Here is a 26,020-nt window from a genome sequence, read left to right on the forward strand (position 1 = left end):
ACAGGCAGATTCACATTGACCCCAAATGACATTCTTCCCCACGACGCCAGCCAGGCCGTTCTCGTCGGCCGCCTCTACGACCCGGAAGTGCAGGGCCCGAGCGTCGTCGTTCTCAAGGGCGACCGGCTCGTCGACATGTCCGCGCTCGCGGCCACGATGGCCGACCTCCTGGAGGCGGGCGATCCCGTCGCGCTTCTGAGGGATGCGACGGGCGGCAAGAGCTGGGATCTCGCCACCGTTCTTGCAGCGACGCCATCGGACCTGTCGGCCCCGCATCTGCTGGCCCCTTGCGACCTGCAGGCGGTGAAGGCCTGCGGCGTCACCTTTGCCCGCTCCATGATCGAGCGCGTCATCGAAGAGCGCGCCAAGGGCGACTCGGCCAGGGCCAATGAAATCCGCGAGGAGATCGGCCGGATCATCGGCGGCGCGCTGTCCGACATCAAGGCCGGCTCGCCCGAGGCGGCCAAGGCCAAGGAAGTGCTGATCAAGGGCGGCTACTGGTCGCAATACCTGGAGGTCGGCATCGGGCCGGATGCTGAGGTCTTCACCAAGGCGCCGGTTCTCGCCTCCGTCGGTCATGGCGCCGAAATCGGCATCCTGCCCTCCTCGGCCTGGAACAATCCGGAGCCGGAGGTCGTGCTGGCGGTGGATTCCACGGGCCGCGTCCGCGGCGCGACGCTCGGCAACGACGTGAACCTGCGCGATGTCGAGGGTCGCAGCGCCCTCCTCCTCGGCAAGGCCAAGGACAACAACGCGTCCTCCTCGATCGGGCCGTTCATCCGCCTCTTCGACGAGACCTTTACCATCGATGACGTGCGCACCGCCGAATTGACGCTGACGGTGACCGGTCCCGAAGGGTATGTGCTGGAGGGCCGCAGCTCGATGAAGGAAATCAGCCGCGATCCGCTCGATCTCGTCGGCCAGACGCTGAGCCGTCACCATCAGTATCCCGACGGATTCTTGCTCTTCCTCGGCACGCTGTTTGCCCCGACCGAGGACCGCGACGTCAAGGGCCAGGGTTTCACCCACCGGATCGGCGACGTCGTCGAAATCGCCAGCCCCAAGCTCGGCCGCCTCGTCAACACGGTGACGCACAGCGACAAGGCTCCGGAATGGCGTTTCGGCATCCGCGACCTCATGCGCAATCTTGCGGGCCGCGGTCTCCTGAGCCGGTAGGACGGGACGCCATCCCTGTCTCAGGCGAAGGAAGGGCCGGCCAAACGCGCACCCCACGCCCCCCGGCGCACGTAGCCGGCACCTTGGAGGGCGGCGGCTTCGGCGTGATCGAGGACGGCGTCGTCCTCATCGGCTGGGTTGGTCTGCAGGGCGGAGGTACTGCCGCGCGTCCCGGGCTGAGGCTGACGCTCTGCGACAACGGCTTCCTCTCCCCGGCGGGGAGAAGAAGCCGGCCTTCCCGCCTCAGATCTTCCCGTCGAGACCCATCTGGTGGTAGCGGTGCATGATCTTGTCCTGGTTCTCGAGAAGCCAGTCGATCGAGGGCTCGTTCATCATCGCCTTGCGGATCGCCTCGGTGGTGCCGCGGCGGTGGAGGTCGAAGAGGATCTTGTGGTCGAGCGCGTCGTCGTCGACGACACTGGGCGCGAGCCAGACCGAGCAGATGATGCCGAGCTCGTTCGCCTGCTCCTTCGGGATGTAGCCCGCGCGCACCGCGTCGAGAACGCCGTTGGCGATGGCGAACTGCACCGTGCCCATCAGGATGTTCGTGTAGCGCAGGCTGGTGACGGTGACCTTCGAGACGCAGAGCGTCACCGGGCGGACCATGATGTCGGTGTTGAGGAGCGCGAAGACGCGGGTGTGGCCGGCGACCTGGTCGCCCGTCAACGTCGCCAGCGCGATGCCGACCGGGCCGTCGAGCGCGCCGATGACGATTTCGGGCTCGGCCGCCGTGCCGGGAGGGCCGCCGGCGACGAGGGCTTCGCCGGTCCGCATGACAATACGCTCGCTCATGGATGTTCCTTTCGAGACATGACGCTCATGGCTACGCGCTCAGGAACGCCGGGCCAAGCCTGATTGCGCCCTATCGCTGCGCATCGCCGTTCCATGCCGTCGGCAGACCCGGCGCCCGTCGCGGCAAGACCGCGCCGCAGCTTGCCAGCCCGGCGGCCTCCGCGTATTTCATGGCGATGAAATGCACCCCTCAGAAAGGCTGCGCCGCCCTCCTCGGAGATCCCTGCGCACAGGCTTCGGCCCCATGAGCGAAAGCGGCGATGACACCGCTCTCCTCTTGTCGGCCAGCGCAATCTCGCGCCCCGAAGACGGCGAAGATCCCGTTGCCGCGCTCGGGCCGCTGATCCGCGAGCGGCGCAAGGAGCAGGGCCTGACGCTCGCGGAGGTCGCCCTGCGCACCGGCCTCTCCGTCGGCCACCTCTCCCAGGTCGAGCGCGGCCTGTCGACGCCGACGATCCGGCAGCTGCAGCAGATCGCCGAGACCATGGGCGTCACCATCGGCTGGTTCTTTCGCGCCGATGCGCCGGCTGCCGCCGACGACGAGAACCGCGTCGTCGTGCGCGCCGGCCAGCGCCGCAAGATGGCGATGTCGCAGGCCGGCATCGTCGACGAACTGCTGGTGCCGAGCCTCGACGGCGCGCTGGAACTCCTGTTCTGCACGCTGCAGCCGGGTGCCGGGGCGGGTCCCGAGCCCTATGCCCATGCCGGTGAGGAAGCGGGCCTGGTGCTCGCGGGCGAGATGGAGCTCTGGGTCGAGGACGAGCGCTACCATCTGCGCACCGGCGACAGTTTTGCCTTCGCCAGCACCCGCCCGCACCGCTACCGCAACCCCGGCAGCACCGAGCTGAAACTCGTCTGGGCGATCACGCCGCCGAGCTATTGATTCCTGTTTTGATTGAAGGGTGTTCGGCTGTTCACCCCCCTCTGCCCTGCCGGGCATCTCCCCCTCAAGGGGGGAGATCGGCAGCTGCGACGCCGGCGAGGATCGATCTTCCCCCCTTGAGGGGGAGATGGGCGGCAGCCCAGAGGGGGCGAGCTGCCCCGGCCTTTGAACAAGGCCCTCTGGAAAGCAGACTACTCAGCCGCGACCCTATGCGTCTCCGGCGCCGGATCGGCCAGCGCCTCGCGCACCATGGTTTGAAAAGCCAGCACCCCGTGCTCGTATTTCGGCGAGATCGGCCCGCGCGTGTAGATTCCGGCCTCGAGATTGCGCTGGACGCCGAGGATGATGTCGATGTCCTCTGAGACGATCTGCGCCGACCATTCCGCCGACTGCCGGTTCGCCTCCGCCTTTTCCGGGCTGACGTCGGTGAAGAAGTACCAGTTGATGTGGCGGATCTTGCCCGGCCCGATCGGTTCGACCGTGGCGATCGAGGAGCCCCAGTCGTAAAGGTTCAGCATCAGGACGGGGAAGCGATAGAAGTAAAGGCCGCGCGTCAGGCCCCCTTCCCGCGCCGGCGCATGCAGGTGGAAGAATTTCTCCTCGGCATGGACGTCGACCCGGTACCGGTCGATGTCCATCGAGGCGCACAGGCCGGGATGCATGGTCTGGCAGTGATAGCATTCCAGATAGTTGTCGCCATAGGTCTTCCAGTCGACGGCGACGTCCCGGTCCTTGGACATGAAATAGTGCTGGTCCTCCAGCGGATAGTCGGCGGCCATGGCGTCGATGGCGCCGAGCCACTCGCGCAGCGTCTCGCCGCCGCGCTCGATCTTCAGGAAGACGAATCCGCGCCATTCCTCGGCGTCGACCGGATGCAGGCCCCATCCGGCCGGATCGAACGTCTGCGACCCGCCGAAATCGCGGGCGCGCTGCAGGAGGCCGGCGCGGTCGTAGCCCCAGGAGTGATAGGGGCAGACGAGGAGCTTGCCGCAATGGCCGCTCTCCTCGCCGACCATTTCCGCGCCGCGGTGCCGGCAGACATTGTGAAAGGCGCGCACCTTTCCGTCGTCGCCGCGGATGGCGAAGACGGAATAGCCGGCGACCGTCCCGCGAACATAGTCGCCGGGGTTCGGGATCTTCGCCGACCAGGAGAACAGCATCCAGTTCCGGGTGAAAATGGTCGCGCGCTCGCGGCGAAAGATCTCCTCGCTCGCATACCACTCGGCTGGCAGCGTCCAGGCGTGTCCGCCACCCGACGCGTCGCCCCCGTCACACCCCGGATCCCGGGCCGAAGGAGGGGCGGCGGAGACGGCGGTGACGGTCATGGCGGTGCCCTCAGTGCTGGTAGGACGGATCGATGCGGTCGAGCAGTCTGAGATGCGCCGCCCATTCGAGCAGGAGGTCGCCGTCGTCGAAGGCCATCTGGTCGAACTGCTCGGTCACCCGCCGGCCGATGGCGTCGGGAACGGCGACGAGCGGCCGGCCCATCGACAGGGTCGCGACCTGGATCTCGCAGGCGGCGTTGAGATAGAACATGGTGTTGAACATCTCGGCCGCCGACCGGCCGACGCCGATCAGTCCGTGATTGCGCAGGACGAGCGCCGGGAAATCGCCGAGATCGGCGACGATGCGCGACCGCTCTGAAGGATCGAGCGCGATGCCCTCGAAGTCGTGATAGCCGACGCGGCCGTAGAACTGCAGCGCGATCTGGTTCAGCGGCAGGAGGCCCTCCTCCAGCGCCGAGACGGCGACGCCGGCGCGGGTATGGGTGTGCATCACCCAGGCGGCATCGTGGCGGGCGGCATGGACCGCGCTGTGGATGGTAAAGCCGGCCGGGTTCACCCGCGCCGCCGAGCCGTCGATCTTGTTGCCGTCGACGTCGATCTTCACCAGCGACGACGCCGTGATCTCCTCCCAGCGAAAACCGTAGGGATTGATCAGGAACTGCCCCTCGGCACCCGGCACGCGGGCGGTGATGTGGGTGTAGATGAGGTCGGTCATCCTGAAATGCGCGGCGAGGCGATAGCAGGCGGCCAGTTCCACCCGCGTCTGCCATTCTGCAGCGGACTGGTCCGCATGGGGGACCTGCAACGTCACGGGGCACCTCCACTTCATCAGCGTGAAATTAGTTCATCATGTTCTGCGGAGCGCAGCAAGGGCCGGATTTCGTGAAATCCCTTCCTTTGCTGCGGACTATGAGCGCCGTGCCAACATGAGAGCGTTCTGCGGCCGATGTCGCCTGCAGGGCTCCGACGATCTTGCGTCGCCGCGCGGCCGGTGGCTTACTGTTCACGCTGATGAAATCAGTGCGACGATCATACACGCTGCGCCGGAGGAGAAGACCGATGCCGAAAGTCTACGACGCCATCGTCATCGGTGCCGGGCACAACGGCCTCGTCTGCGCCAACTATCTGGCCAAGGCCGGACTGTCGGTGCTGGTGCTGGAGCGGCGCAAGGTCGTCGGCGGGGCGGCGGTGACCGAGGAGATCTGCCCGGGCTTCAGGGCCTCGACCTATTCCTACCTGATGAGCCTCCTCCACCCGCGCATCATCCGCGACTTCGACCTGAAGCGCCACGGGCTGGAAGTGCTGCCCTGTTCCAACATGATCTCGCCGGTCGGCGGCGACGACTACATTCTCTTCTCCGACGACACGAAGAAGACGCAAGCCTCCTTCGGCAAGTTCTCGAAAAAGGATGCCGCCGCCTATCCCGAATTCGACAGGTATCTGATGGAATCGACCGACATTGTGCGAAAGCTCCTGTGGGAGACGCCGGTCGATCCGTCGAAGGGTGACTGGAAATCGTTCAGGGACAGCGCGCAGCTGCTCTGGAAATACCGCAAGGTCGGCGACAAGATGCACCGCATCGTCGACCTGATGACCATGAGCGCCTACGATTTCCTGAAGGAATGGTTCGAGGACGACCGCATCATGGCCGTGCTCGCCTATTATGCCTCGATCGGCACCTTCGCCGGGCCGAAGACGCCGGGCTCGGCCTATGTGATCATGCACCATGTGATGGGGGAGCACGAAGGCGCCGGCGGCTGGGGCTTCATCAAGGGCGGCATGGGCATGATCACCCAGTCGCTGGCCTCGGCCGGCAAATCGCTCGGCGTCGAGATCGTGCTCGAGGCCGACATCAGGGAGATCCGCGTCTCCGGCAACGAGGTCACGTCGGTCGTCACCGCCAAGGGCGACACCTATTCGGCGAAGACCATCGCTTCGAACGCCAATGCCAAAGTGGTCTACCAGCAGATGCTGGATCCCGCTCTGGTGCCCGGCGGCGTGAAGCGCGAGATCGACAACTACCGGACTTTTTCGACCGCCTTCAAGATGAACATCGCCTGCGAGCGGCCGCCGCAATATACGATCCTCGACAAGGTCAGGCGCGATGGTTCGCTCGGGAAATTCCCCTATCCGACCTACATGCACATCGCCCCGGATATCGACTATCTCGAGCGGGCCTATGACGACGCGAAATATGGCGGCTATTCTCGCCGGCCCTTCATTACGCCCGTCGTGCCGACCATCGTCGACGACACGCTGGCGCCCCCCGGCAAGCACGTCGTCAACCTCTTCGGCGGCCATGCGCCCTACGAGCTGAAGGGCAAGGACTGGGCGGACGAGAAGGAGAATTTCAAGAAGGTCGTCCTCGACACCATCGAGGAATGGGCGCCGGGCTTCAGCGCCGACGTCATCCAGGCGAACCTCATCATCGCGCCGGATATCGAGAACGTCGTGAACATGCCGCAGGGCCATATCTTCCACGGCGAACTGTCGGCCGACCAGCTGTTCTTCCAGCGGCCGGTCTCCGGCTATGCCGACTACCGCACGCCGATCAAGGGCCTCTACATCTGCGGCTCGTCCATGCATCCGGGCGGCGGCGTCTCCGGCATTCCCGGTGCCAACGCCGCGCGCGAAATCCTCAGGGATTTGAAGCACAAGCCGAAGCGGCAGAAGGAGCGGGAGCCGGCCTGACGGCGCCTCGCCTGGGATCGTCGGCACGTCTTGGCGTCACGCGGCGCAGTGCGCCGGCCGCGTGTGGCCGACGTCGCGCGGGCGAGCGACATTGCCCGACTGTGTCAGCCTTGGCCGTGCTGCCCGTCGCGCCAGGAAAGCGCCGCGGCGACGCCGCGCAGTTCGGCAAGCCCCTTCAGCCGGCCGATCATCGAATAGCCCGGATGGAAGGGGCGGCCGATGTCGCCGAGGAGTTCGTGGCCATGGTCCGGGCGCATCGGGATCGCCCTGCCCCCGGTCGCCAGGCGCTTCGCTTCGGCGTCGAGAAGGGCGGCGGTGACGGCGACCATGTCGGTGTCGCCGCCAAGATGCGCCGCCTCCTGGAAACTGCCGTCCGGCTCCTTGGCGACATTGCGCAGATGGGCGAAATGGATGCGGCCCGCAAAGCGCCGGGCGATGGCGACGACGTCGTTGTCGGGACTGGAACCGAGCGAGCCCGAGCAGAGCGTCAGGCCATTGGCCGGCGAAGGCACGCGCTCGAAGATATCGGCGAAGTCGGCCTCGGTCGACACCACGCGCGGCAGGCCGAAGACGGGCCGTGGCGGATCGTCGGGATGGATGGCGAGGGATATGCCGCACGCTTCGGCCGTCGGGCAGACGGCGTCGAGAAAGCGGACGAGATTGGTGCGGAGCTGTCCCGGCTCCACCGCGCCGAACCGGGCGATGAGCGGGCGCAGTCGCTCGACGCTATAGCGCTCGTAGGCACCGGGAAGCCCCGCCATGATGCTGGAGAGAAGACGGTCGCGGTCGGCCTCCGTCGAGGCGTCGTGCCAGGCCCTTGCCCGGGTCAGGACGTCGTCGCTGTAGTCGGCCTCCGCACCGGGGCGCTGCAGCATGAAGCAGTCGAAGGCGGCATGTTTCTCGATGGCGAAACGCACGGTGCGCCCGCCGCCCGGCAGGACCACCGCCAGATCGGTGCGGATCCAGTCGAGAAGCGGCATGAAGTTGTAGCAGATCGTGGTGACGCCCGCGGCGGCGAGGTTGCGCATGGAAATGCGGTAGTTCTCGAACAGGGGTTCGAGATCGCCGTCGCCGAGCTTGATCCGCTCGTGCACGGGCAGGCTCTCGGCGACATTCCAGGCGAGGAGGCCGGCCGAACCCGCGTCGATCAGGCGACAGCGCTCGGCAATCGCCTCGGGCATCCAGACCTCGCCATAGGCGACGTCATGAAGGGCCGTGACGACGCCCGTCGCACCGGCCTGGACGATATCGGGAAGCGTGACAAGGTCACCGGGACCGAACCAGCGAAAGCTTTCTTGCACGTCGCCTCACATCAGAAGAGTGGGAAGGAAGAGCACCGGACCCGGCGTGAGGGCGAAGATGGCGAAAAAAATCCGTCTGTTGAAGTCCTGGTGGACCGTGAACAGTGTCTTTCTTTCATCTTCCATGAGGCGAGCCGTAACCAGCCGGGTTGCACCCGCAGCGCCCCTCCAGGAACGGTTGCCGTGACGATCACGTGATGCCCGCCGTCGCAGCCGATGGCATGCGGCTTGGCATTCCGCCCCAAAGAGCGAAGGGTCCGGCGGCGGCTCTGACGCAAATCGGCGTTCGATCGTTGTGGTCCCGCCGCCGGTCCTGCATGGCCGCCCCCGTCACGATGCCCGCCGGCTGCCCTATCCGGCAACCACCACTCGCGCCCGCGGTCCGGCATGCCGTAACCGAGGACCTGATAAACCGCGCAAGGGTCGAAAAGGGGATGCAAAGCGGGTCGCCGCCACGACAGGCGGCAACGACGCCTGCCCATCCGGCCTCGTCAGCCCGCTTCAGTTCGAGAGACTGATCGCATAGGCTGAAACGCTCTCCACTTTATCGGAGCAAACGCGACAGCAAAGCCAATGAGGGACGGAGCAATGTCGGCAGGAGCGAGAGGGCCTGGCAAGGCGCAGGTTACGGCATCCGTTGGGATCGATCGTCGGACGCTTCTGGGCGGGCTCGCAGTTTTGCCTCTGATGGCACCGGCCATCGTCTCCGCCGCTCCACGGGCGAGCCTCGCTTTCGGCCTGACCCCGGTTTTCCGAAACTCCGACCTCGCCCTTCTCGAACGTCTTCAGGCCTATCTCGAGGCCTCGACCGGCAGGCCGGTCGAATTGGTGACGCGCCGCACCTATCAGGAGATCTCGGCGCTCGTCGTCTCGGGGCAGGTCGACGCCGCCTGGATCTGCGGCTATCCCTTCGTGCAGTACCGCCGTGAACTGGCACTGGTGGCGGTCCCGCTCTGGCGGGGAACCCCGAGATACCAAGCCTACATCATCGTCGATCGCGATCGGCCGGGCGATGACTGGCACCGGCTGGGCGGGGACATCCACGCCTTCTCCGATCCCGATTCCAACTCCGGCTATCTCGCGACCACCGCGCTGCTCGCGGCGGAAGGCCTGTCCGCGTCCTCCTTCTTCCAGAGCAGCTTCTACACCTACGGCCACCGCAATGTGGTGCGCGCGGTCGCCTCCGGCCTTGCCCAGTCCGGCAGTGTCGACGGCTATGTCTGGGAGGTGATGGCCGAGCTCGAGCCGGCCTTGACGGACCGCACGCGGATCCTTCGCGCATCGGAATGGCTGGGCTTTCCGCCGATCGCCTGCGCCCGCCGATCGGCGGACAGCCCGGAGACATCGCTGCTGCGGGAAGCCCTGTTGGGGATGTCCACCGATCCAGTCGGGCGCGAAGTCCTCGCCATGCTTCGTCTGGACGGCTTTGCGGTGGAGGATGAAGGGCTTTTCGACACGATCGCGGCCAAGATCGACATCGTCAGGCGATCGACATGAGGCGCGCGCTCTCCGTCGCTTCCTGGCCTCTGACGGTCCAGATCCCCCTCCTCGTCGTGATTCTCATGGTGGCTCTGAGCCTCACCGTTTCGCAGCAGGTCCTCGGGCGTTTGCAGGCGACGCAGGAACGCCATCTCCAGGAACTCGGCAATGCCTATCTCGACGGCCTGTCCTCCTCGCTGATCCCCGCCGTTCTCAGGCGCGATGTCTGGGAGACCTTCGATACCGTCGATCGGGCCAAGGGGATGTACCGGGGCCTCGCGGCGGCGGGCACCATCGTTCTGGATCCTGCTGGCCGGGTTCTCGCGGCATCCGACCCCCGGATGTTCCCGACGGGGAGCAACCTGCCGCCGGACGTGACGTCGAAATTTGCCAAGGGCGGAGGGTTCCGGACCGAGGAAGGCGGAACGCTGGCCTTTCTCAGCCGCGATCTCGTCTATGAGGATCGCAAGCTCGGATCGGTCTATGCGAGCTTCGACACCACGCATCTGGCGGCCGAGAGACAGGAAGTGCTGATGACCCTCGTCGCGACCAACATCGCGATCACCATCGTCCTGGCAGGCCTCGGCTATTTCGCCGTCGGCCGCATGGTTCGCCCCATCCGGCTCCTGACCGATCATCTCCAGCAAAGCGCCAAGGCGGAGGTCATGCCGCTATCGCCGGAGTTTCGTTCGGCCGTCGGGGAAACCGGGCGGCTCTTCCGCTCCTATGGGCGGCTGGTCGACGCCGTGCGCGACCGCGAGAACCTCGCCCGCCGGCTGGCGGAAGAGGAGAGGCTCGCCAGCCTCGGGCGTCTGGCCTCCGGTATGGCGCACGAGATCAACAATCCGCTCGGCGGCCTCTTCAACAGCCTCGACACCCTGAAGCGCCACGGCGACAAGCCGCTGGCCCGCAAGGCGTCGATCGACCTCCTGGAACGAGGCCTGGCGGGCATCCGCGACGTCGTCAAGACGGCACTCGTCAGCTACCGGTCGGGCGGAGAAGCCCGCGCGCTCCACCCGGCCGACATTGCCGACCTCAGGCTTCTCCTGCATCCCGAGGCCGAGCGGCGGTCTCTGACGATCGCCTGGACGAGCGCCATCGGCGGCGACATACCGGTCGATGCGACCATGGCCCGCCAGATCCTGTTGAATCTTCTCCTCAATGCCTGCGCGGCGTCGCCGCCCGGATCGGTCGTCACCTTTTCCGCGCGGCGATCGGGAGAGACCTTTGTCGTGACGATCGACGATAGCGGGACCGGCATGCCCGAGGAGGCGGCCGCCTATCTCCGGTCGAGAGACGTGCTGACGACGTTGTACGAACCGAACGCCGGCCTCGGGCTCTGGCTCGTGCGGCGACTGCTGATCGAACTCGGCGCGGCCGCGGCGATCGAACCAAGCGCCCTCGGCGGCACCCGCATCGTCGTCACCTTTCCCTTCAATCACGAGGAGGCATTCGCCGATGTCGCTTGAGCACCGTCGCATCGCCATCGTCGAGGACGATCCCATCATGGGCGAATCGCTCTTCCAGCGTCTTTCCATCGAGGGCGGGACGGTACGTTGGTGGAAAGACGGCGCTTCCATCTCGGACGAGGTGGCCCGTTTCGATCCCGACATCGTCGTCTGCGACATCCGCCTGCCCGATTGCTCCGGCGAGGACGTCTTCCGCGACACCACGGACAAGACGGCGGCGCCCTTCCTCTTCATCACCGGCCATGGCGACGTCGACCAGGCGGTCCGGCTGATGCGGGCGGGCGCGGGCGACTATCTCACCAAGCCTTTCCAGATGGACACCTTCCTCGCTCGCCTCGACGGTCTGCTGCGGCCGGCCCAGCAGAAGGCGGGCGGCGTTCTCGGTCTTTCACAGGGTATGCAGGGCATCGAGACCTTGCTGCTGCGGCTGGCGGACCGTCCGGCCCCCGTGCTGCTCACGGGTGAGACGGGGGTGGGCAAGGAGGTCTGCGCCCGCTTCCTTCATGCCCAGTCAGCCAATGCCCAAGAGCCTTTCGTCGCGGTGAATTGCGCGGCCATCCCCGACGACCTCCTCGAGAGCGAGATCTTCGGTCACGAGCGCGGCGCCTTTTCCGGCGCCGTCGGCAGGCACCTTGGCTATGCCGAGCGAGCCGAAGGCGGAACGCTCTTCCTCGACGAGATCGGTGAGATGCCCCTGAAGCTGCAAGGCAAGCTGCTGCGCCTTCTGGAAAATCGGGAAATCGACCGGGTCGGGGGCGTCGCGCCTGTGCCGTTCCGGGCCCGCGTCGTGACGGCGACCAATCAGGCCTTGCCAAAGGCCGTCGCGGAAGGCCGGTTCCGCGAGGACCTTTTGTACCGCATCAATGTCGTGTCGGTCGAGGTTCCGCCGCTGCGCGATCGGCCGGAGGATATTCCCTGGCTGATGCACCGCTTCTTCGACGCGCTGACGCAAGACGGGACCTCCCTTCGGGGGATCAGCTCGCTTGCCGAGGAGGCCGCCATCTCTCACCCTTGGCCGGGCAATGTCCGGGAGCTGCGCAATCGGGTGGAGCGGGCCGTGGCGCTTGCCGATGGCCACTGGATTGCCCCGGTCGATCTGTTCCCGGAGCATCAGGTCGCGGCAGGTGCGGCTCCTGCTTTCGTCGCCTCGCTGGCAACGGCAAGGGATGCCGCGGAACGCCGCGAAATCCTGCGCGCGCTGGATGCCACACGTGGTCAGATCGGGGACGCCGCAAAGTTGCTTCTGGTCTCGCGGACCACCCTCTGGGAGAAAATGCGCCGGTTCGGCCTTGGGACCTAGGGGCAGGCAAAGCTTCGCGCGTTCGGATTTCCGAACCGACGGCGGCGCAGCATGTTCGGCATTCCGGACGCCACGCGCTTTTGGGTACAACGACTTACCGGTTTTGGAGATTTTCTAAACTGGCACACGGCGTGCATGGGCCACTCACTACCAAGGGGAGGATTTCCATGCAGAGATGTGACAAGAAGGTCGATATCGGCCGCCGCCAGTTCTTGCGCGGAAGCGCCGTCGCTGCCGCAGGCGCAGCCGCGACGGCTGCCATGCCGGCGCAGGCCCAGACTGCGATACCCGCCCAGCTCGCGCGGGTGTCCTATCCGTCGAACCGACTCGGCAATATCAGCGATCTCCAGGCCAACGATCCGCTCTATGTCGCCTATCCCGACGACGATGCGCCGGGCGTGCTGCTGAAGCTCGGCAAGGCGGTCCCCGGCGGCGCGGGGCCGGACGGGGATATCGTCGGCTTCACCACGAGCTGCCCGCACCAGGGCTTTCCCCTGTCCTACAGCGCCGACGCCCGCACCTTCAATTGTCCCGGCCACTACTCGGTCTTCGATCCCGAACAGGGCGGCATGCAGGTCTGGGGACAGGCGACGCAGAACCTGCCGCAATACGTACTGCGCGTCGACGACAAGGGCGACATCTACGCCGAGGGCGTCGATGAGCTGCTCTACGGTCGTCTGTCCAACGTTCTTTAGAGGGAGGGTCTCATGGCTTACAAACGACAGATCGATCGCCTGCCGATCATCCCCGCGGACGCCAAGGTGCAGACCGTGGTCTGCCACTACTGCATCGTCGGCTGCGGCTACAAGGCCTATAGCTGGGACATCAACCGCCAGGGCGGCGTCGCCGCCGCCGACAACGCTTTTGGCGAGGACCTCTCGGTGCAGCAGCCGCCGCAGTCGGCCGCCTGGTATTCGCCCTCGATGTACAACATCGTCAAGCAGGACGGCCGCGACGTGCATCTGGTCGTCAAGCCCGATCACGACTGCGTGGTGAACTCCGGCCTCGGCTCGCCGCGCGGCACGCGCATCGCCGAGATGAGCTACAGCCGCGCCCGCCAGACGCAGATGCAGCGCCTCACCGATCCGCTGGTGTGGCGCTATGGGCAGCTGCAGCCGACGAGCTGGGACGACGCGCTCGACCTCGTCGCCCGCGTCACCGCGCGGATCGTCAAGGACCGCGGCGAGGACGCGCTGGTCGTCTCGGCCGCCGACCATGGCGGCGCCGGCGGTGGCTACGAATTCACCTGGGGCACGGGCAAGCTGTATTTCGAGGCGATGAAGGTGCGCAACATCCGCATCCACAACCGTCCCGCCTACAATTCCGAGGTTCACGCCACCCGCGACATGGGCGTCGGGGAACTGAACAATTGCTACGAAGACGCCGAGCTCGCCGACACCATCTTCGTCGTCGGTGCCAATCCTCTGGAGGCGCAGACCAACTACTTCCTGAACCACTGGATCCCGAATCTTCGCGGCACCTCCGCCAGCCTCAAGGACAGCGAGACCCCCGGCGAAGAGCACCCCCAAGCGCGCATCGTCTTCGTCGACCCGCGGCGCACGGTCAGCGTCAATGCCTGCGAAGTCGAGGCGGGGCCGGACAACGTCCTTCACCTTCCGGTCAAGGCGGGCACCGACATGGTGCTCCTCAACGCCCTCTTCACCCACATCGCCGAACAAGGCTGGGTCGACCAGGACTTCATCGACAATCACACCGCCGTGGCCGGCACCCATTCGGGCGCCGACCAGTCCCAGATGCTGCCGCGAAAGCCTTCCAACAAGGGCCAGCCGGCGCCGCTGACGACCTTCGCCGACGCCGTCGAGGCCAACCGGACCAGCCTGGAAAAGGCGGCGGAGATCACCGGCCTCTCCATCGAGGACATCCGCAAGGCGGCCGAGTGGATCGCCCAGCCCAAGGGCGACGGCAAGCGCCGGCGCACGATGTTCGCCTACGAGAAGGGCCTGATCTGGGGCAATGACAACTACCGCACCAACGGCGCGCTGGTGAACTTGGCGCTGGCGACCGGGAATGTCGGTCGGCCCGGCGGCGGCGTCGTCCGTCTCGGCGGCCACCAGGAAGGCTATGTCCGGCCCGGCGACGGCCATATCGGCCGTCCGGCGCCCTATGTCGATCAGCTTCTGATCAACGGCGAAGGCGCGGTCCACCACATCTGGGGCTGCGACAACTACAAGACGACGCTCAACGCCATGCAGTTCAAGCGCACCTACAAGGAGCGCAGCGACAAGGTGAAGGACGCGATCAATTCAGTCCCCTACGGCGACCGCGAGGCGCTGGTGAACGCCATCGTCGCGGCCATCGATGATGGCGGGCTGTTCGTTGTCGATGTCGACATCGTCCCGACCAGCATCGGCGAGGCCGCGCACGTCATCCTGCCTGCCGCCACCGCCGGCGAGATCAACCTGACCTCGATGAACGGCGAGCGCCGGATGCGCATCACCGAACGATACATGGACCCTCCGGGCCAGGCGATGGGCGATGCGATCATCGCCGCGCGGCTGGCCAACAACATGGAACGGGTGCTGCGCGAGATGGGCGACGAGGCCTATGCCGACAAGTTCAAGGGTTTCGACTGGCAGACCGAGGAAGACGTGTTCGAGGACGGCTACCGCAAGAACGCTTCCGGCGGCGAGCACGTCACCTACGAGCGTCTGCGGGCCATGGGCACCAACGGCTTCCAGGAGCCGGCGACAGGCTTCGAGGACGGCAAGATCGTCGGCACCAAGCGGCTTTACGAAGACGGCAAGTTCGGCACGGAGGACGGCCGCGCGCTGTTCCTCGTCGCCGAATGGAACGGGCTTCAGGCCGAGGGCAAGGAAGCACAGCGCGAGCGCTTCCCCTTCCTGATCAACAACGGCCGGGCCAATCTGGTCTGGCAGTCGGCCTATCTCGACAAGGAGAACGAGTTGGTCATGGATCGCTGGCCCTACCCGTTCATCGACATGCATCCCGACGACATGGCGAAGCTCTCGGTCGCCGAGGGGGATCTGGTGGAGATTTGGAACGATGTCGGATCGACCCAGGCGATGGTCTATCCGACTCCGTCGGCACGTCCCGGCGAGACTTTCATGCTGTTCGGCTATCCGAGCGGCGTGCAGGGCAACGTCGTCAATGCCGGCGTCAACGAGCTGATCATCCCGAACTACAAGAACACCTGGGCAAACATCCGCAAGCTGGCGGACAAGCCGGCATCGGTGAACCATCTCACCTTCAAATCGAAGGAGTACCGGGCCTGACGAACGTCCGGCGCGGGCGGTTTCAGCGGCCCGCGCCGATCTCCGCGGCATCGAACGAGGATACAGGGGACATGTCTGATCTGCGGCAGGTCGGTGATTGCTTCACCGCTCGCGGCCTGTTGACCCCGGCCGCGGCCGCGGCCTTGGTGACCGAGGGCCTCGCAGCCATCCAGGGAACGGAGGTCGTCACGCTGGATGCGGCCGCGGGGCGGATCCTTGCAGAAGCAGTCGTCGCCCCGCGCAGCCTCCCGCCCTTCGATCATTCCGCCGTGGACGGCTATGCTCTGGCCCTCAGGCCCTCCGCCGAGCAGGCGGACCGGTTCAAGGTGGTCGGCCGCGTGCCTGCCGGTCGCCCGATGCAGAGCGAGGTCGCGCCGGGGAACGCCGTCCGCATCTTCACGGGCGCCGCCCTCCCCGCAGGCTGCGACACGGTGGTGATGCAGGAACATGCGGAAGTCGCCGACGGCTTTGTCGTGCCGCGGCGCTCCTACCGGGCCGGAGACAATATCCGGCTCGCCGGCGAGGATGTCGCCGCGGGGGTGACGATCCTTCCGGAAGGGCTGCTTCTCGATGCCCGCCACCTGGCGCTTCTGGCGGCATCGGGGCTCTCGTCCGTCGTCGTCCGGCGGCGCCTGAGGATCGCCGTGATCTCGACGGGAACCGAGCTGCGGGCGCCGGGGGAAGATCTTTGCGAGGGCGCGATCTACGATTCCAACAGGATCATGCTTCTCGCTCTTTTGCGCCACCCCGCCGTCGATCTCGTCGATGGCGGAATCATCGCCGACGAGGGTGCCGCGATCGTCGCCGCGATCGATCGAGCGGCGCGCTCGGCAGACCTCGTCGTGACATCGGGCGGGGTCTCGGTCGGCGAGGAGGACCTTGTCCGATCCTCGGTGGAGGCCGCCGGAGGCTCGCTTCTCGCACTGAGGATCGGCATGAAACCCGGCAAGCCACTCGCCTTCGGACGGTTGGGCCGAGCGGCGATCCTCGGCCTGCCGGGCAACCCGCTCGCCGCCATGATCGGCTTCCTCGTCGTCGCCAAGCCGCTTGTTTCAAGGCTCGTGGGCCTGAGTCCGACCGGCCTGCGCATCCGATCAGCGGTTGCCGGCTTCGACCGTGACGTCACGCCGGGCCGCATGGAGTTTGCCCCGGCGTCGATCATCCGCAACCCGTCCCCGGATCGCCCGGTCGTCGACACGCTCGGTCGCGGCGGCTCGGCACGGCTTTTGCCGCTCTCGATGGCCGACGGGTTCTGCGTGATCCCCGCGGATGTGCAGACGGTACGACAGGGCGATGCCGTCGGCTTCGTGCCGATCGGCGATCTCGATCTGTTTCGCTAGAGTATGATCCCGGAAGGTGGGTTCCGGCTTTCGGAAAAGATCATGCGAGGACAAGGACCTAAAGCGGGTCGGCGATTCGAAGAAAAGCCATCCCGCTTTAACGGGCGATCGGCCCGTCGAACACACTTTGGAAGAAGATCGTCGTATCCACGGTCGAAGCGACGGCCGTCCGGCGGGCCGTCGCCCACAGGAATGCACAGGCGAAAATCACGTCAACCGGGGCGCACGGATCCTCGTGGACACGGTCCAAAGCCCCTCCCGGCCGAGGACATCGCGCTCTTCGCGCGTCGTCCCGGCTCGGAGCCCGCGACCGCGCTCCGCCTGCCGGACCCAGCCGCGCGGTGTCTCCGCATTGCACCCGATCTTCGGCTCAATCGAGCCGATTATCCTCCCCCGCGGGGCGGGCTCGCCCGACGTTGAAGGACGGCCCGCCCTGCGCGTTCGCGGACCTCGGGAGAGCACTTCCTGGTCTTCCTGATCGTCTTGGCTCCATGCTCTCGGGAGTGAAAGCCTCCGGCGAACCCGGCGCGGCTCCCCTCTCGGCGAATGCGAGCATTCACCGACAGGGCAAGGGGAGCTCGACCGTCCGCTCAAACCATGAAGAGTTTCCTTGACGACCCTGGCAGGATCAACCGGGTCGAGCCGATCTGCGAAGGGGCGCCGATCGCCCCGTCGACCGATCACGAGCATGCCGCTCGGCAAGTCGATCCCGGGCGGAAGCCCGACCGCGAACGCCGTGACGTTGGTCTTTACAAAGACATCCACCGGCTGCAACGCGATTGCTGCGTTGCATTATTGATTATACTGCAATGCAAAAAAACAATGCTTTCAATGTTTCGATATCATCGTTGATTCAGCGAGTCGCAACGCCTCCTGAAGCCGTCGTTCGCTTTGATCAGTGGCTGTTGACTTGGGCAGCAATGCAAAAAAACGCGTATACGGTACAATATTCCACGGAGCCACGCATTGGCACTGATGTCACTTGCGTATCCAGCCCACATGCTGAATGATCTGGGCAAGTCCACCGATCAATGGATGGATATAGGGGAGGAAGCTGCCGTGACGGATAAGGGATTCTCGCGTCGATCGTTTCTGAAGAACACCGCCCTGGCGGGAGGGGCGACCGCGGGGGCGGCTCTTTATGCGCCGGCCGTGCTGGCGCAGGCGCCGCTGGTCATGAAGATGCAGACGTCCTGGCCGGCCTCGGATGTCTGGATGGACATGGCGCGGCAGTATACCGAGCGTGTCGAGAAGATGTCGGGCGGCCGCCTGAAAGTGGACCTTCTTCCGGCCGGCGCCGTGGTCGGCGCCTTCCAGGTCATGGATGCGGTCAATGACGGCGTGCTCGACGCTGCGCATTCGGTCTCGGCCTACTGGTACGGCAAGAACAAGGCGGCCTCGCTGTTCGGCACCGGTCCTGTCTTCGGCGGCAATCCGACCACCATGCTCTCCTGGTTCTATCAGGGCGGCGGCCGCGAGCTCTATCGCGAGCTGACGCAGGACATGATGGGCCTCAAGGTCGTCGGACTCCTCGGCTTTCCAATGCCTGCCCAGCCGCTCGGCTGGTTCAAGAACGAGGTGAAGACCGTCGCCGACATGAAGGGGCTGAAGTACCGCACCGTCGGCCTCGCCGCCGACCTGATGCAGTCGATGGGCATGTCGGTCGCCCAGCTTCCCGGCGGCGAAATCGTCCCGGCGATGGAGCGCGGCGTCATCGACGCCTTCGAGTTCAACAACCCGTCGTCCGACCGCCGTTTCGGCGCCCAGGACGTCGCCAAGAACTATTATCTCGGCTCCTACCACCAGGCGAGCGAGGCCTTCGAGTTCCTGTTCAACAGCGATTTCCTGGAGGATCTCGAGCCCGATCTGCGCGCCATCGTCGAGACCGCCGTCGAGGCGGCGTCGACCGTCAACACGGCGCTTGGTCTCGACCAGTACTCCGCCGACCTGCAAAAGCTGCAGAACGAGGACGGCGTCAACATCCGCCGCACGCCGCAGGACATCCTTTCGGCCGAGCTCGAAGCCTGGAGCACGATGATCGTCGAGCTGGAGAAGGATCCCTTCATCAAGAAGGTTCTGGACAGCCAGCGGAGCTGGGTCGAGCGTGTCACCTACTACGAACTTTTGAACGCCCCGGACTATGCGCTCGCCTACGAACACTTCTTCCCAGGCAAGCTGAAGATGTAACTTCGGCATCCGCGTCCTGGTGCAGATCCCGGCGGTGCAAGCCGCCGGGATCCCCATGTCCATAGTCCTGGAGCCTTGCCGGCAATGCTTGCCATCATCCATTTTGCCGACTCGCTCTCCGCCTGGTTCGGCAGGGCCTTCGCCTGGCTCATCATCCTGATGACCTTCGGAACCGCCTACGAGGTGTTCGTCCGATACGTCCTCAACAGCCCGACACCCTGGGCACTCGACGTCTCCTTCATCATGTACGGGACCCTGTTCATGATGGGGGGCGCCTACACGCTGTCGCGCGGCGGACATGTGCGCGGCGACTTCATCTACCGGCTTTGGCGCCCGCAGACGCAGGCGATGGTGGACCTCGTCCTCTACGTCATCTTCTTCTTTCCGGGCGTCACCGCACTGATATTCGCCGGCTGGAAATATGCGGCGCGGTCGTGGACCTACCAGGAGGTCAGCATCAACTCGCCCGCCGGCATCCCGATCTTCCAGTTCAAGATGATCGTCGTGGCCGCCGGCATCCTGTTGTTCATCCAGGGCATCGCCGAGATCTGCCGCTGCCTTGTCTGCATCAGGACGGGTGCCTGGCCGCGGCCGGAAGATGACGTGCAGGAGACCGAGGACCTGCTCATTCAAGAGGCCAACAAGGCCGAGACCGGAGCCGCAGCGTGACCGACCCGCAACTTGCGCTGACGATGCTTGGCCTCTTCATCTTCCTCGTCTTCCTCGGCTTTCCCATCGCCTTCACGCTCATGGCGATGGGCATCGGCTTTGGCTACTACGCCTATTTCGACGCCGGGCGGATGTGGCGATCGCTGTTCAGGCTGGACGAGACCGCCAGCACCTGGGATACGCTGTCGCTGTCCGTCGAGGGCTTCTTCAACAACCGCATCTTCGACCTGTTCATCAACCAGACCTTCACGGTCATGTCGAACGAGGTGCTGACGGCGGTGCCGCTGTTCCTGTTCATGGGCTATGTCGTCGAGCGCGCCAACATCGTCGACCGGCTGTTCACGACGCTGAACATCGCGTCCAAGAACGTGCCGGGCTCGATGGGCGTCGCCGCCCTCATCACCTGCGCGCTGTTTGCCACCGCCACCGGCATTGTCGGCGCGGTGGTGACGCTGATGGGGCTGCTGGCCCTGCCGGCCATGCTCAAGGCGCGCTACGACAATTCCTTTGCGGCCGGCATCATCTGCGCCGGCGGCACGCTCGGCATTCTCATCCCGCCGTCGATCATGCTGATCGTCTATGCCGCATCCTCCGGCGTCTCGATCGTCAGGCTCTATGCCGGCGCCCTCCTGCCCGGCTTCCTGCTCGTCGGCCTCTATCTCGTCTACATCGTCGGTCGCTCGATCCTGCAGCCCTCGATCGCGCCGCGACCGACGCAGGAAGAGGTGCCGGACGTGCCGATGGGCAGGCTGCTCTTCATGATCGCCACCTCCTTCTTCCCGCTCGCCGTCCTCATCCTGTCGGTGCTGGGCTCGATCCTGTTCGGCCTGGCGACCCCGACGGAAGCGGCTGCGATCGGCGCGCTGGGTGGATTGGTCCTCGCCGTCGCCTACCGGGCCCTGACCTTCCAGCGCCTGCGCGAATCCGTCTATCTGACGATGCGCACCACAGCGATGGTGTGCTGGCTGTTCGTCGGCTCCTATACCTTCTCCTCCGTGTTTTCCTATCTCGGCGGCGAGCAGGTGATCGGCGAATTCGTCATGAGCCTCGACCTGACGCCGCTGCAGTTCCTGATCCTCGCCCAGGTGATCATCTTCCTTCTGGGATGGCCGCTCGAATGGTCGGAGATCATCATCATCTTCGTGCCCATCTTCCTGCCGCTGCTCGCCATCTTCGACATCGACCCGCTGTTCTTCGGCATTCTGGTGGCACTGAACCTGCAGACCTCCTTCCTGACGCCGCCCATGGCGATGTCGGCCTACTATCTGAAGGGAATCGCGCCGCCGGAGGTGCAGCTGACGCAGATCTTCAAGGGGGTGATGCCGTTCCTGGGAATGGTCTTCATCGCCATGGCCATCGTCTACGTCTTCCCGGCCATCGTCTACTTCCTGCCGAATGCCTTCTATGGCAACTGACAGACTGGCCGGTCTCGGGGCCGGACTCCTCGGCGAGCGGATCGCCACGGGTGGGTTGCGCAGCGCCGACATGGCCGCAAGAGCGGTCGGCCGCATCGCGGCTTGCCACGAAGCCGCCGCGGGGTTTGCCTGGTTCGATGCGGCCTATGTCACGCGGCAGGCGGAGGCGCTGGATCGCTACCGCGGCACCGGCCGCGCGATCGGACCGCTGCATGGCCTGCCCGTCGCCATCGGCGACCTGATCGACACGCGCGGCATTCCGACCGGGCTCGGCACGGCCCAGGAAGCCGGCCGTGTTCCCGAGCGCGACGCCTTTCTCGCCGAGCGCCTGCGCGCGGCCGGCGCGGTGCTCGTTGGCAAGACGGCCGTGGCCGAACTCGGCGTCACCCTCGGCGAACCCACGCGCCCGGCCGCTGGAGCCGACGCCCGCTCGTCCCATTTCTCCGCGGCCGCGGCCGCCGTCGCGACCGACCTCGTGCCGCTGGCGGTCGAGGCCGACACGGCCGGTGTCAGCATCCGGGCTGCGGCCGAGGCCGGTGTGGTCGGCTATCTCCCGAGCCGCGGCAGCTTCTCGCGGCGCGGCTGCTTCTCCCCCTCGCCCACGCTCGCCGGCATTGCATTTTTCGCCCGCAGCGTCGCCGATGTGGCCCTGCTGGGTGACGCCCTCCACGGCGATGACGACACCGAGCGGTCGCCTGTACCGCCGCCCCGGCTACGCGCCACGGCCACATCCGCGCCGCCGTCACGGCCGATCTTTGCCCTGGTGCGCACGCCCTTCTGGGATGCGGCCAGCGCCGATACGCAAGGCGCCTTCGAGGAATTTGCCGCGCTCGCCGGCGATGCCGGTTTCCCCGCCGACCTGCCGCCGCCGTTCGCCGAGGCGCTGGCGATCACCGAGACGATCCGGCTCGCCGAGCTGTCGAAAACTCTTTTCCCCTATGCCCGCCGTGGCGGCCTCTCGGACGGACTCACCGCGACCATCGCGACGGGCGAACTCATTCTCGCCCGCGACTATCTCGCCGCGCTCGACTGGCCGATGGTCCTGGGTGCCGGGCTCGACGCCCTCTTCGCCCGCTGCGACGCCGTCGCCACGCCAGCCGCGCCGGGCGCCGTCGACGACACGCCAGAGGCCCGCGGCTTCAACAGCCTGTGGTCTCTGCTAGGACTGCCGACGATTACGCTCCCTGCCTTCGAAGACCGGCATGGCAATCCCATCGGCTTGCAACTTGTCACCCGGCGTGGCGACGACGCACGTCTTTTGCGCAACGCGCACTGGCTCGAGCGCCAACTCGCCGACCCACACAGGGAGGAATGACGCATGTTCGACAAGATTCTCGCCGCTTTCGCCTTCGCCACTCTGGTCGGATTTCTTGGCATCCTGCTCCTCTGGGTGCCACGCCTCGATCTCGGCCTCGTGATCGGAGCGACGGTGCTCCTCGCCTTCATCGACCTGTTCCTGCTTCGGCCCCAGCTGAAATCTGCCGACCCGCGAAAATAGGACGGCGAGGGGCGGCCTGCCGCCAATCGTTTGTGTCACCTTGCCACGCGGGCTGATTCGGGCGACCGACAGGGTCGGTGTGTCGCCATCGCGGCAGTTGCGCCGCATCCCGCGCGCCGATCGCTTTGCGCGTAGCCCTGTCAAACCGCTCAAGCCCCACGCTGCATTCGAGGGCGCCGCGGCGGAAAGAGAACGCCGCCGCAGGCATCGTTCTGCCAGACCGTAGTCGTGCTCATGGGCGGATGCCTATGCCAGCTGTGTCACCCGTCGGGTCAAACGGGGTGCGCTCCAGCCTCCAACTCGCCGACGAAGGCGAGCGAGGACGCCAGGGCCCGGCGCAACTGCGGCAGATCCAGGGGCTCCCGCCGACGGACCGGGTCGCACCGCCCGGGCCGTTCGAGGCGGAGAGGCAGCTCGATTCCGACCGGGCAATCCTTCGGGAGAACTTCCCAAACCGCGGCATAGTCGATGGCCCCCTCCCCGATCGACGTGAAGCGCCAGCCTTCTGTGGACGAGGCAATGTCCTTCACATGCACGTGCACGATCGCGCCGGAGTCGCCGGCAAGATCGTCCTCGGGCCGAATGGCCTCGCCGCTGTAGGTGACGACATTGCCGATGTCGTAGTTCAGCCGCACGAAGGGCGAGCCGATCCGCGCGATGAGCGCGGACCCGGCAGCGCGACCGGGCAGGAGGTCGCCCGCACCGTGACCTGGATTTTCAAGCGCAACCGTGATGCCAAGGGCCTCGCAATCGGGAAGCACGGCTTCGAGACAGTCGAGCACCGCGGCACGGCCACTGGCCGGTCCGGCATTGCTGATCACGATGGGCGCGCCGATCTCGGCGGCGAACGCGATCCGCCGCCTCAGCATCGCCCGCGCGTCGGCACCGGACAGATCCATATGGGCCGAGACCGCCTGTGCCCGGAGCCCGTTCGCCTCGATCATCCGGCGGAGCGTTCGGGCACTGTCCACCGCGAAGTCGCTCTCGTCGAAGTCGACATAGCCCTTGATGAAGGCGGGTTCGACGGCATGGGCGCCGGCGCGGGCGATCTCGTCCATGGCCGTCGCCATGTCGTATCCGTCGAAGAGAGCGGTGGAGACCGACAGGGGATGCATCGGGCGATCAGGCGCCCTTGCCGTAGACGATCAACTCGGAGGCCTCCTTCACCTTCTGCGGCGATAGCGCCTCGCGCCAGTCCTCGCGTACGACCACGCCCTTGGCAAAGCGCATCAGACGCAAGGCGGCATCTGACGGCACCTTCGGAGAAAAGCCGAACCACATGGCGATCTCCACATTGAGATGGCCGATCAGAAAGTCCATCGCCGCGCCGCGGGGGATGCCGTACTTCGCCACGCATTCCTCCACCGCCTCGACCATCGTATCGACGAACGGCATGGCGACCATTTCCGACAGCCCGGGCTCGAGAATGGCGAGTTGCTCCAGCGTCACGCGATAGGCCTCGATGATCGGCGACCACATCGCCCGGCAGATCTCCTCCCCGAGCGCATAGTGCTCTTCCGGCCCCTGCATCAGGGCGCAGACGATCGACTGGCGCGCGATTCCGCCGTGATAGTCGCGGCGCGCGTCCCAGTCCGTCTCGTCGTTGAACAGCGGCGGGTGGCATGGGTGGCCGACGAAATAGGTGAGGTCCGGCCGGTCGTCGGGCAGCGCGGCGGCATAGGGGGCGGCCGCGTCGAGGATCAGCACCATGGTGCCGGCGCCGAGCATCGGCGAAAGCTGGCGCATCACGTCCCCGATGATGTTGTCGGGCAGCGCCAGAACGACGACCGACGCGCCGGCGACCCCCGCCTCCACCGAGATCGGCGCGATGCCGGCCTCGGCAAGCCGCGCCCGGCCGACGTCCCCGATCTCCACCGCACGCACGTCGTAACCGGCCTCGATCAGCTTCTTCGTGACGCGAAACCCCATCTTGCCGCCGGATCCCAGCACTGCCACCGGTTTCGTCATGTTCAGTCCTCCCTTTTGTTCTTGTCTGGCTGCCCGTCAGCCGAAGGTTTCCAGCGCCTGGGCAAGCGCCGGGTGATCGAGGGCGTATTGCTTGGCGGAAATGCCGGCCGCGGCCGCATCCCAAGCCTCCCGGACGCTGGCGACGCCGGCGGCGATGCCGCCCGGATGGGTGATGATGCCTCCGCCGCAGCAGTAGATCAGATCGTTCGATCCAAGCCTGCGATAGGTTTCGGCTGCCTGCACCGCCGTCTGCGCGGAGGAGAAAACCGGCATGACGGTGTCAGGCCGCGCCGCATCCTCGAACATCGGTGTCAGGCAGGCGCGGGCCGAGGCGATGACGCTGTCGTCCTCCTCGCAGAACTTGTTGGAAAGCCCGTTGACATGGAGATGGTCGACGCCGATCAGGCGCCAGAACTTCTGGTACGCGACGTAGCTCATGCCCAACATCGGGGAGCGGCCATAGAGGCCCCACCCTGCGCGGTGGCCGTGTAGGGCGACGCCCGAGAGGCGCCGGACCTCTGCGACACCGGCAAGACCGACGGAGTTCAAGACAAGCATGGCGCATGTGCCGCCGCGCTTCTCGACGATGTCGAGCTGACGGCGCATGGCATCGATCTCGCCGGAAATATTGACCGCATACATCGCCTTGCGGCCGGAACGGTCGGCATGGCGGTCGACCACCTGCATGACAGCCTCGAAACGCTCGGCGAACGGCGAATGCGGCGGGTCGCCCATCAGCTCGTCGTCTTTGATGAAGTCGAGCCCGGCTTCGATCAGGGTATCGACAAGTTCGGCGGTCGCCACCGGCGTCAGGCCTACGCTTGGCTTGACGATGGTGCCGATGACCGGGCGGCCGAAAACGCCAGTCAGCGTGCGCGTCCCTTCCACTGCAAAAGCGGGACCGGGATAAGCCTGCGTGAAAACCTCGGGAAAGTGGATGTCGATGAGCTTCAGACCGGAAAAGTGGTGCAGCTCGAACAGGTTGCCGAGAACAGTCGACCAGACGGTGGGAAGGCTGATCCCGGTGTTGCCGACGGCCCACGATATCTGGACCTCGGCCTGGCGGATCGGCATCCCAGGCGGCGACGGTGAACGAGCGCCGGGCAAAGAAGGGATCGCAACCTCACCAATCTCCCGGAGCGACTCGACCCTCGCACCGTACTGACGCAGCAGTTCCGGAGTTTCACCCGGCGTCGCCCGAAAGGTTCCGCTCGACTGTTCTCCGGCCAGAGCGGCAACGGCAACCTCCAGGGGATAGGCCGTCTCGACCAAGTAATGCGCGACAATCCGGTCCGACAATGCGGTGACTCCC

The 26,020-nt window shown here is 66.0% G+C and carries 21 protein-coding genes and 1 other annotated feature; of the genes, 14 read left to right on the forward strand and 7 right to left on the reverse strand.

Annotation, left to right across the window (positions count from 1 at the left end; translation table 11 throughout):
• Positions 1 to 15 precede the first annotated feature (15 nt).
• Positions 16 to 1,176 carry a fumarylacetoacetate hydrolase family protein gene (locus tag Sa4125_RS16215; RefSeq protein ID WP_223999499.1) on the forward strand — a complete coding sequence of 387 codons (1,161 nt, stop codon included), beginning with the start codon at positions 16 to 18 and terminating at the stop codon, positions 1,174 to 1,176.
• Positions 1,177 to 1,419: 243 nt separating this feature from the next.
• On the opposite strand, the gene Sa4125_RS16220 is transcribed toward Sa4125_RS16215, so the two are convergent.
• Positions 1,420 to 1,968 (reverse strand): formaldehyde-activating enzyme, encoded by a 549-nt coding sequence (locus tag Sa4125_RS16220; RefSeq protein WP_223999501.1) that lies wholly within the window; start codon positions 1,966 to 1,968, stop codon positions 1,420 to 1,422.
• A gap of 244 nt (positions 1,969 to 2,212) precedes the next feature.
• Between Sa4125_RS16220 and Sa4125_RS16225 the strand changes: the two genes are divergently transcribed.
• Positions 2,213 to 2,851, forward strand: coding sequence for a cupin domain-containing protein (locus Sa4125_RS16225; protein ID WP_223999503.1), 639 nt, complete (start codon positions 2,213 to 2,215; stop codon positions 2,849 to 2,851).
• A gap of 191 nt (positions 2,852 to 3,042) precedes the next feature.
• Here Sa4125_RS16225 and Sa4125_RS16230 read toward each other — a convergent pair whose 3' ends face one another.
• Entirely contained in the window at positions 3,043 to 4,176 is a 1,134-nt protein-coding gene (locus Sa4125_RS16230) for an aromatic ring-hydroxylating dioxygenase subunit alpha (protein WP_223999505.1), read from the reverse strand.
• Between the two features lie 10 nt (positions 4,177 to 4,186).
• Complete coding sequence (locus Sa4125_RS16235) at positions 4,187 to 4,948, reverse strand: class II aldolase/adducin family protein (RefSeq protein ID WP_223999506.1); 762 nt, start codon at positions 4,946 to 4,948, stop codon at positions 4,187 to 4,189.
• Positions 4,949 to 5,196: 248 nt separating this feature from the next.
• On the opposite strand from Sa4125_RS16235, the gene Sa4125_RS16240 reads away from it, so the two are divergent.
• Positions 5,197 to 6,828 (forward strand): NAD(P)/FAD-dependent oxidoreductase, encoded by a 1,632-nt coding sequence (locus tag Sa4125_RS16240; RefSeq protein ID WP_223999508.1) that lies wholly within the window; start codon positions 5,197 to 5,199, stop codon positions 6,826 to 6,828.
• 104 nt (positions 6,829 to 6,932) lie between these two features.
• Here Sa4125_RS16240 and uxuA read toward each other — a convergent pair whose 3' ends face one another.
• Positions 6,933 to 8,129: a mannonate dehydratase gene (gene uxuA / locus Sa4125_RS16245; RefSeq protein WP_223999510.1), complete on the reverse strand. Its 1,197-nt coding sequence runs from the start codon at positions 8,127 to 8,129 to the stop codon at positions 6,933 to 6,935.
• Between the two features lie 687 nt (positions 8,130 to 8,816).
• On the opposite strand from uxuA, the gene Sa4125_RS16250 reads away from it, so the two are divergent.
• The 11 genes from Sa4125_RS16250 (at position 8,817) to Sa4125_RS16300 (ending at position 22,740) form a co-directional block, all read left to right on the forward strand.
• The gene (locus Sa4125_RS16250) at positions 8,817 to 9,626 is read left to right on the forward strand and encodes a PhnD/SsuA/transferrin family substrate-binding protein (protein WP_223999513.1); all 810 of its coding nucleotides are present in this window, start codon (positions 8,817 to 8,819) and stop codon (positions 9,624 to 9,626) included.
• Positions 9,623 to 11,077 (forward strand): HAMP domain-containing sensor histidine kinase, encoded by a 1,455-nt coding sequence (locus Sa4125_RS16255; RefSeq protein WP_223999515.1) that lies wholly within the window; start codon positions 9,623 to 9,625, stop codon positions 11,075 to 11,077. The genes Sa4125_RS16250 and Sa4125_RS16255 overlap by 4 nt, the downstream gene beginning before the upstream one ends.
• The gene (locus tag Sa4125_RS16260) at positions 11,067 to 12,377 is read left to right on the forward strand and encodes a sigma-54 dependent transcriptional regulator (RefSeq protein ID WP_223999517.1); all 1,311 of its coding nucleotides are present in this window, start codon (positions 11,067 to 11,069) and stop codon (positions 12,375 to 12,377) included. Before Sa4125_RS16255 ends, Sa4125_RS16260 begins: the two co-directional genes overlap by 11 nt.
• A gap of 167 nt (positions 12,378 to 12,544) precedes the next feature.
• The gene (locus Sa4125_RS16265) at positions 12,545 to 13,072 is read left to right on the forward strand and encodes an arsenate reductase (azurin) small subunit (protein ID WP_223999519.1); all 528 of its coding nucleotides are present in this window, start codon (positions 12,545 to 12,547) and stop codon (positions 13,070 to 13,072) included.
• Between the two features lie 12 nt (positions 13,073 to 13,084).
• On the forward strand, positions 13,085 to 15,631 hold the full coding sequence (locus Sa4125_RS16270) for an arsenate reductase (azurin) large subunit (RefSeq protein WP_223999521.1): 2,547 nt from the start codon (positions 13,085 to 13,087) through the stop codon (positions 15,629 to 15,631).
• Between the two features lie 71 nt (positions 15,632 to 15,702).
• A complete protein-coding gene (glp, locus tag Sa4125_RS16275; RefSeq protein ID WP_223999523.1) occupies positions 15,703 to 16,971 on the forward strand; it encodes a gephyrin-like molybdotransferase Glp in 1,269 nt (422 codons plus the stop codon).
• A gap of 551 nt (positions 16,972 to 17,522) precedes the next feature.
• Positions 17,523 to 17,643: a sequence feature (AL1L pseudoknot), on the forward strand.
• A gap of 363 nt (positions 17,644 to 18,006) precedes the next feature.
• The gene (locus Sa4125_RS16280; protein ID WP_224007865.1) at positions 18,007 to 19,158 is read left to right on the forward strand and encodes a TRAP transporter substrate-binding protein; all 1,152 of its coding nucleotides are present in this window, start codon (positions 18,007 to 18,009) and stop codon (positions 19,156 to 19,158) included.
• Between the two features lie 84 nt (positions 19,159 to 19,242).
• Positions 19,243 to 19,827, forward strand: a complete 585-nt coding sequence (locus tag Sa4125_RS16285) for a TRAP transporter small permease subunit (RefSeq protein WP_223999524.1) — start codon at positions 19,243 to 19,245, stop codon at positions 19,825 to 19,827.
• Positions 19,824 to 21,242, forward strand: coding sequence for a TRAP transporter large permease subunit (locus Sa4125_RS16290; RefSeq protein WP_223999525.1), 1,419 nt, complete (start codon positions 19,824 to 19,826; stop codon positions 21,240 to 21,242). Before Sa4125_RS16285 ends, Sa4125_RS16290 begins: the two co-directional genes overlap by 4 nt.
• On the forward strand, positions 21,232 to 22,557 hold the full coding sequence (locus Sa4125_RS16295; protein WP_223999526.1) for an amidase family protein: 1,326 nt from the start codon (positions 21,232 to 21,234) through the stop codon (positions 22,555 to 22,557). The genes Sa4125_RS16290 and Sa4125_RS16295 overlap by 11 nt, the downstream gene beginning before the upstream one ends.
• Positions 22,558 to 22,560: 3 nt before the next feature.
• Entirely contained in the window at positions 22,561 to 22,740 is a 180-nt protein-coding gene (locus tag Sa4125_RS16300; protein ID WP_223999527.1) for a hypothetical protein, read from the forward strand.
• Positions 22,741 to 23,012: 272 nt separating this feature from the next.
• Here Sa4125_RS16300 and Sa4125_RS16305 read toward each other — a convergent pair whose 3' ends face one another.
• From Sa4125_RS16305 to Sa4125_RS16315, 3 genes are read right to left on the reverse strand one after another with little or no spacing between them, the layout of a single operon-like run.
• Complete coding sequence (locus tag Sa4125_RS16305) at positions 23,013 to 23,855, reverse strand: sugar phosphate isomerase/epimerase family protein (protein ID WP_223999528.1); 843 nt, start codon at positions 23,853 to 23,855, stop codon at positions 23,013 to 23,015.
• Between the two features lie 7 nt (positions 23,856 to 23,862).
• Positions 23,863 to 24,708 carry a phosphogluconate dehydrogenase C-terminal domain-containing protein gene (locus tag Sa4125_RS16310; RefSeq protein ID WP_223999529.1) on the reverse strand — a complete coding sequence of 282 codons (846 nt, stop codon included), beginning with the start codon at positions 24,706 to 24,708 and terminating at the stop codon, positions 23,863 to 23,865.
• A 36-nt stretch (positions 24,709 to 24,744) separates the two neighbouring features.
• Positions 24,745 to 26,007, reverse strand: a complete 1,263-nt coding sequence (locus Sa4125_RS16315) for a ribulose-bisphosphate carboxylase large subunit family protein (RefSeq protein WP_223999531.1) — start codon at positions 26,005 to 26,007, stop codon at positions 24,745 to 24,747.
• Positions 26,008 to 26,020 lie beyond the last annotated feature (13 nt).

Origin of the sequence: Aureimonas sp. SA4125, assembly GCF_019973775.1 — a bacterium.
Lineage (GTDB): Bacteria > Pseudomonadota > Alphaproteobacteria > Rhizobiales > Rhizobiaceae > Plantimonas.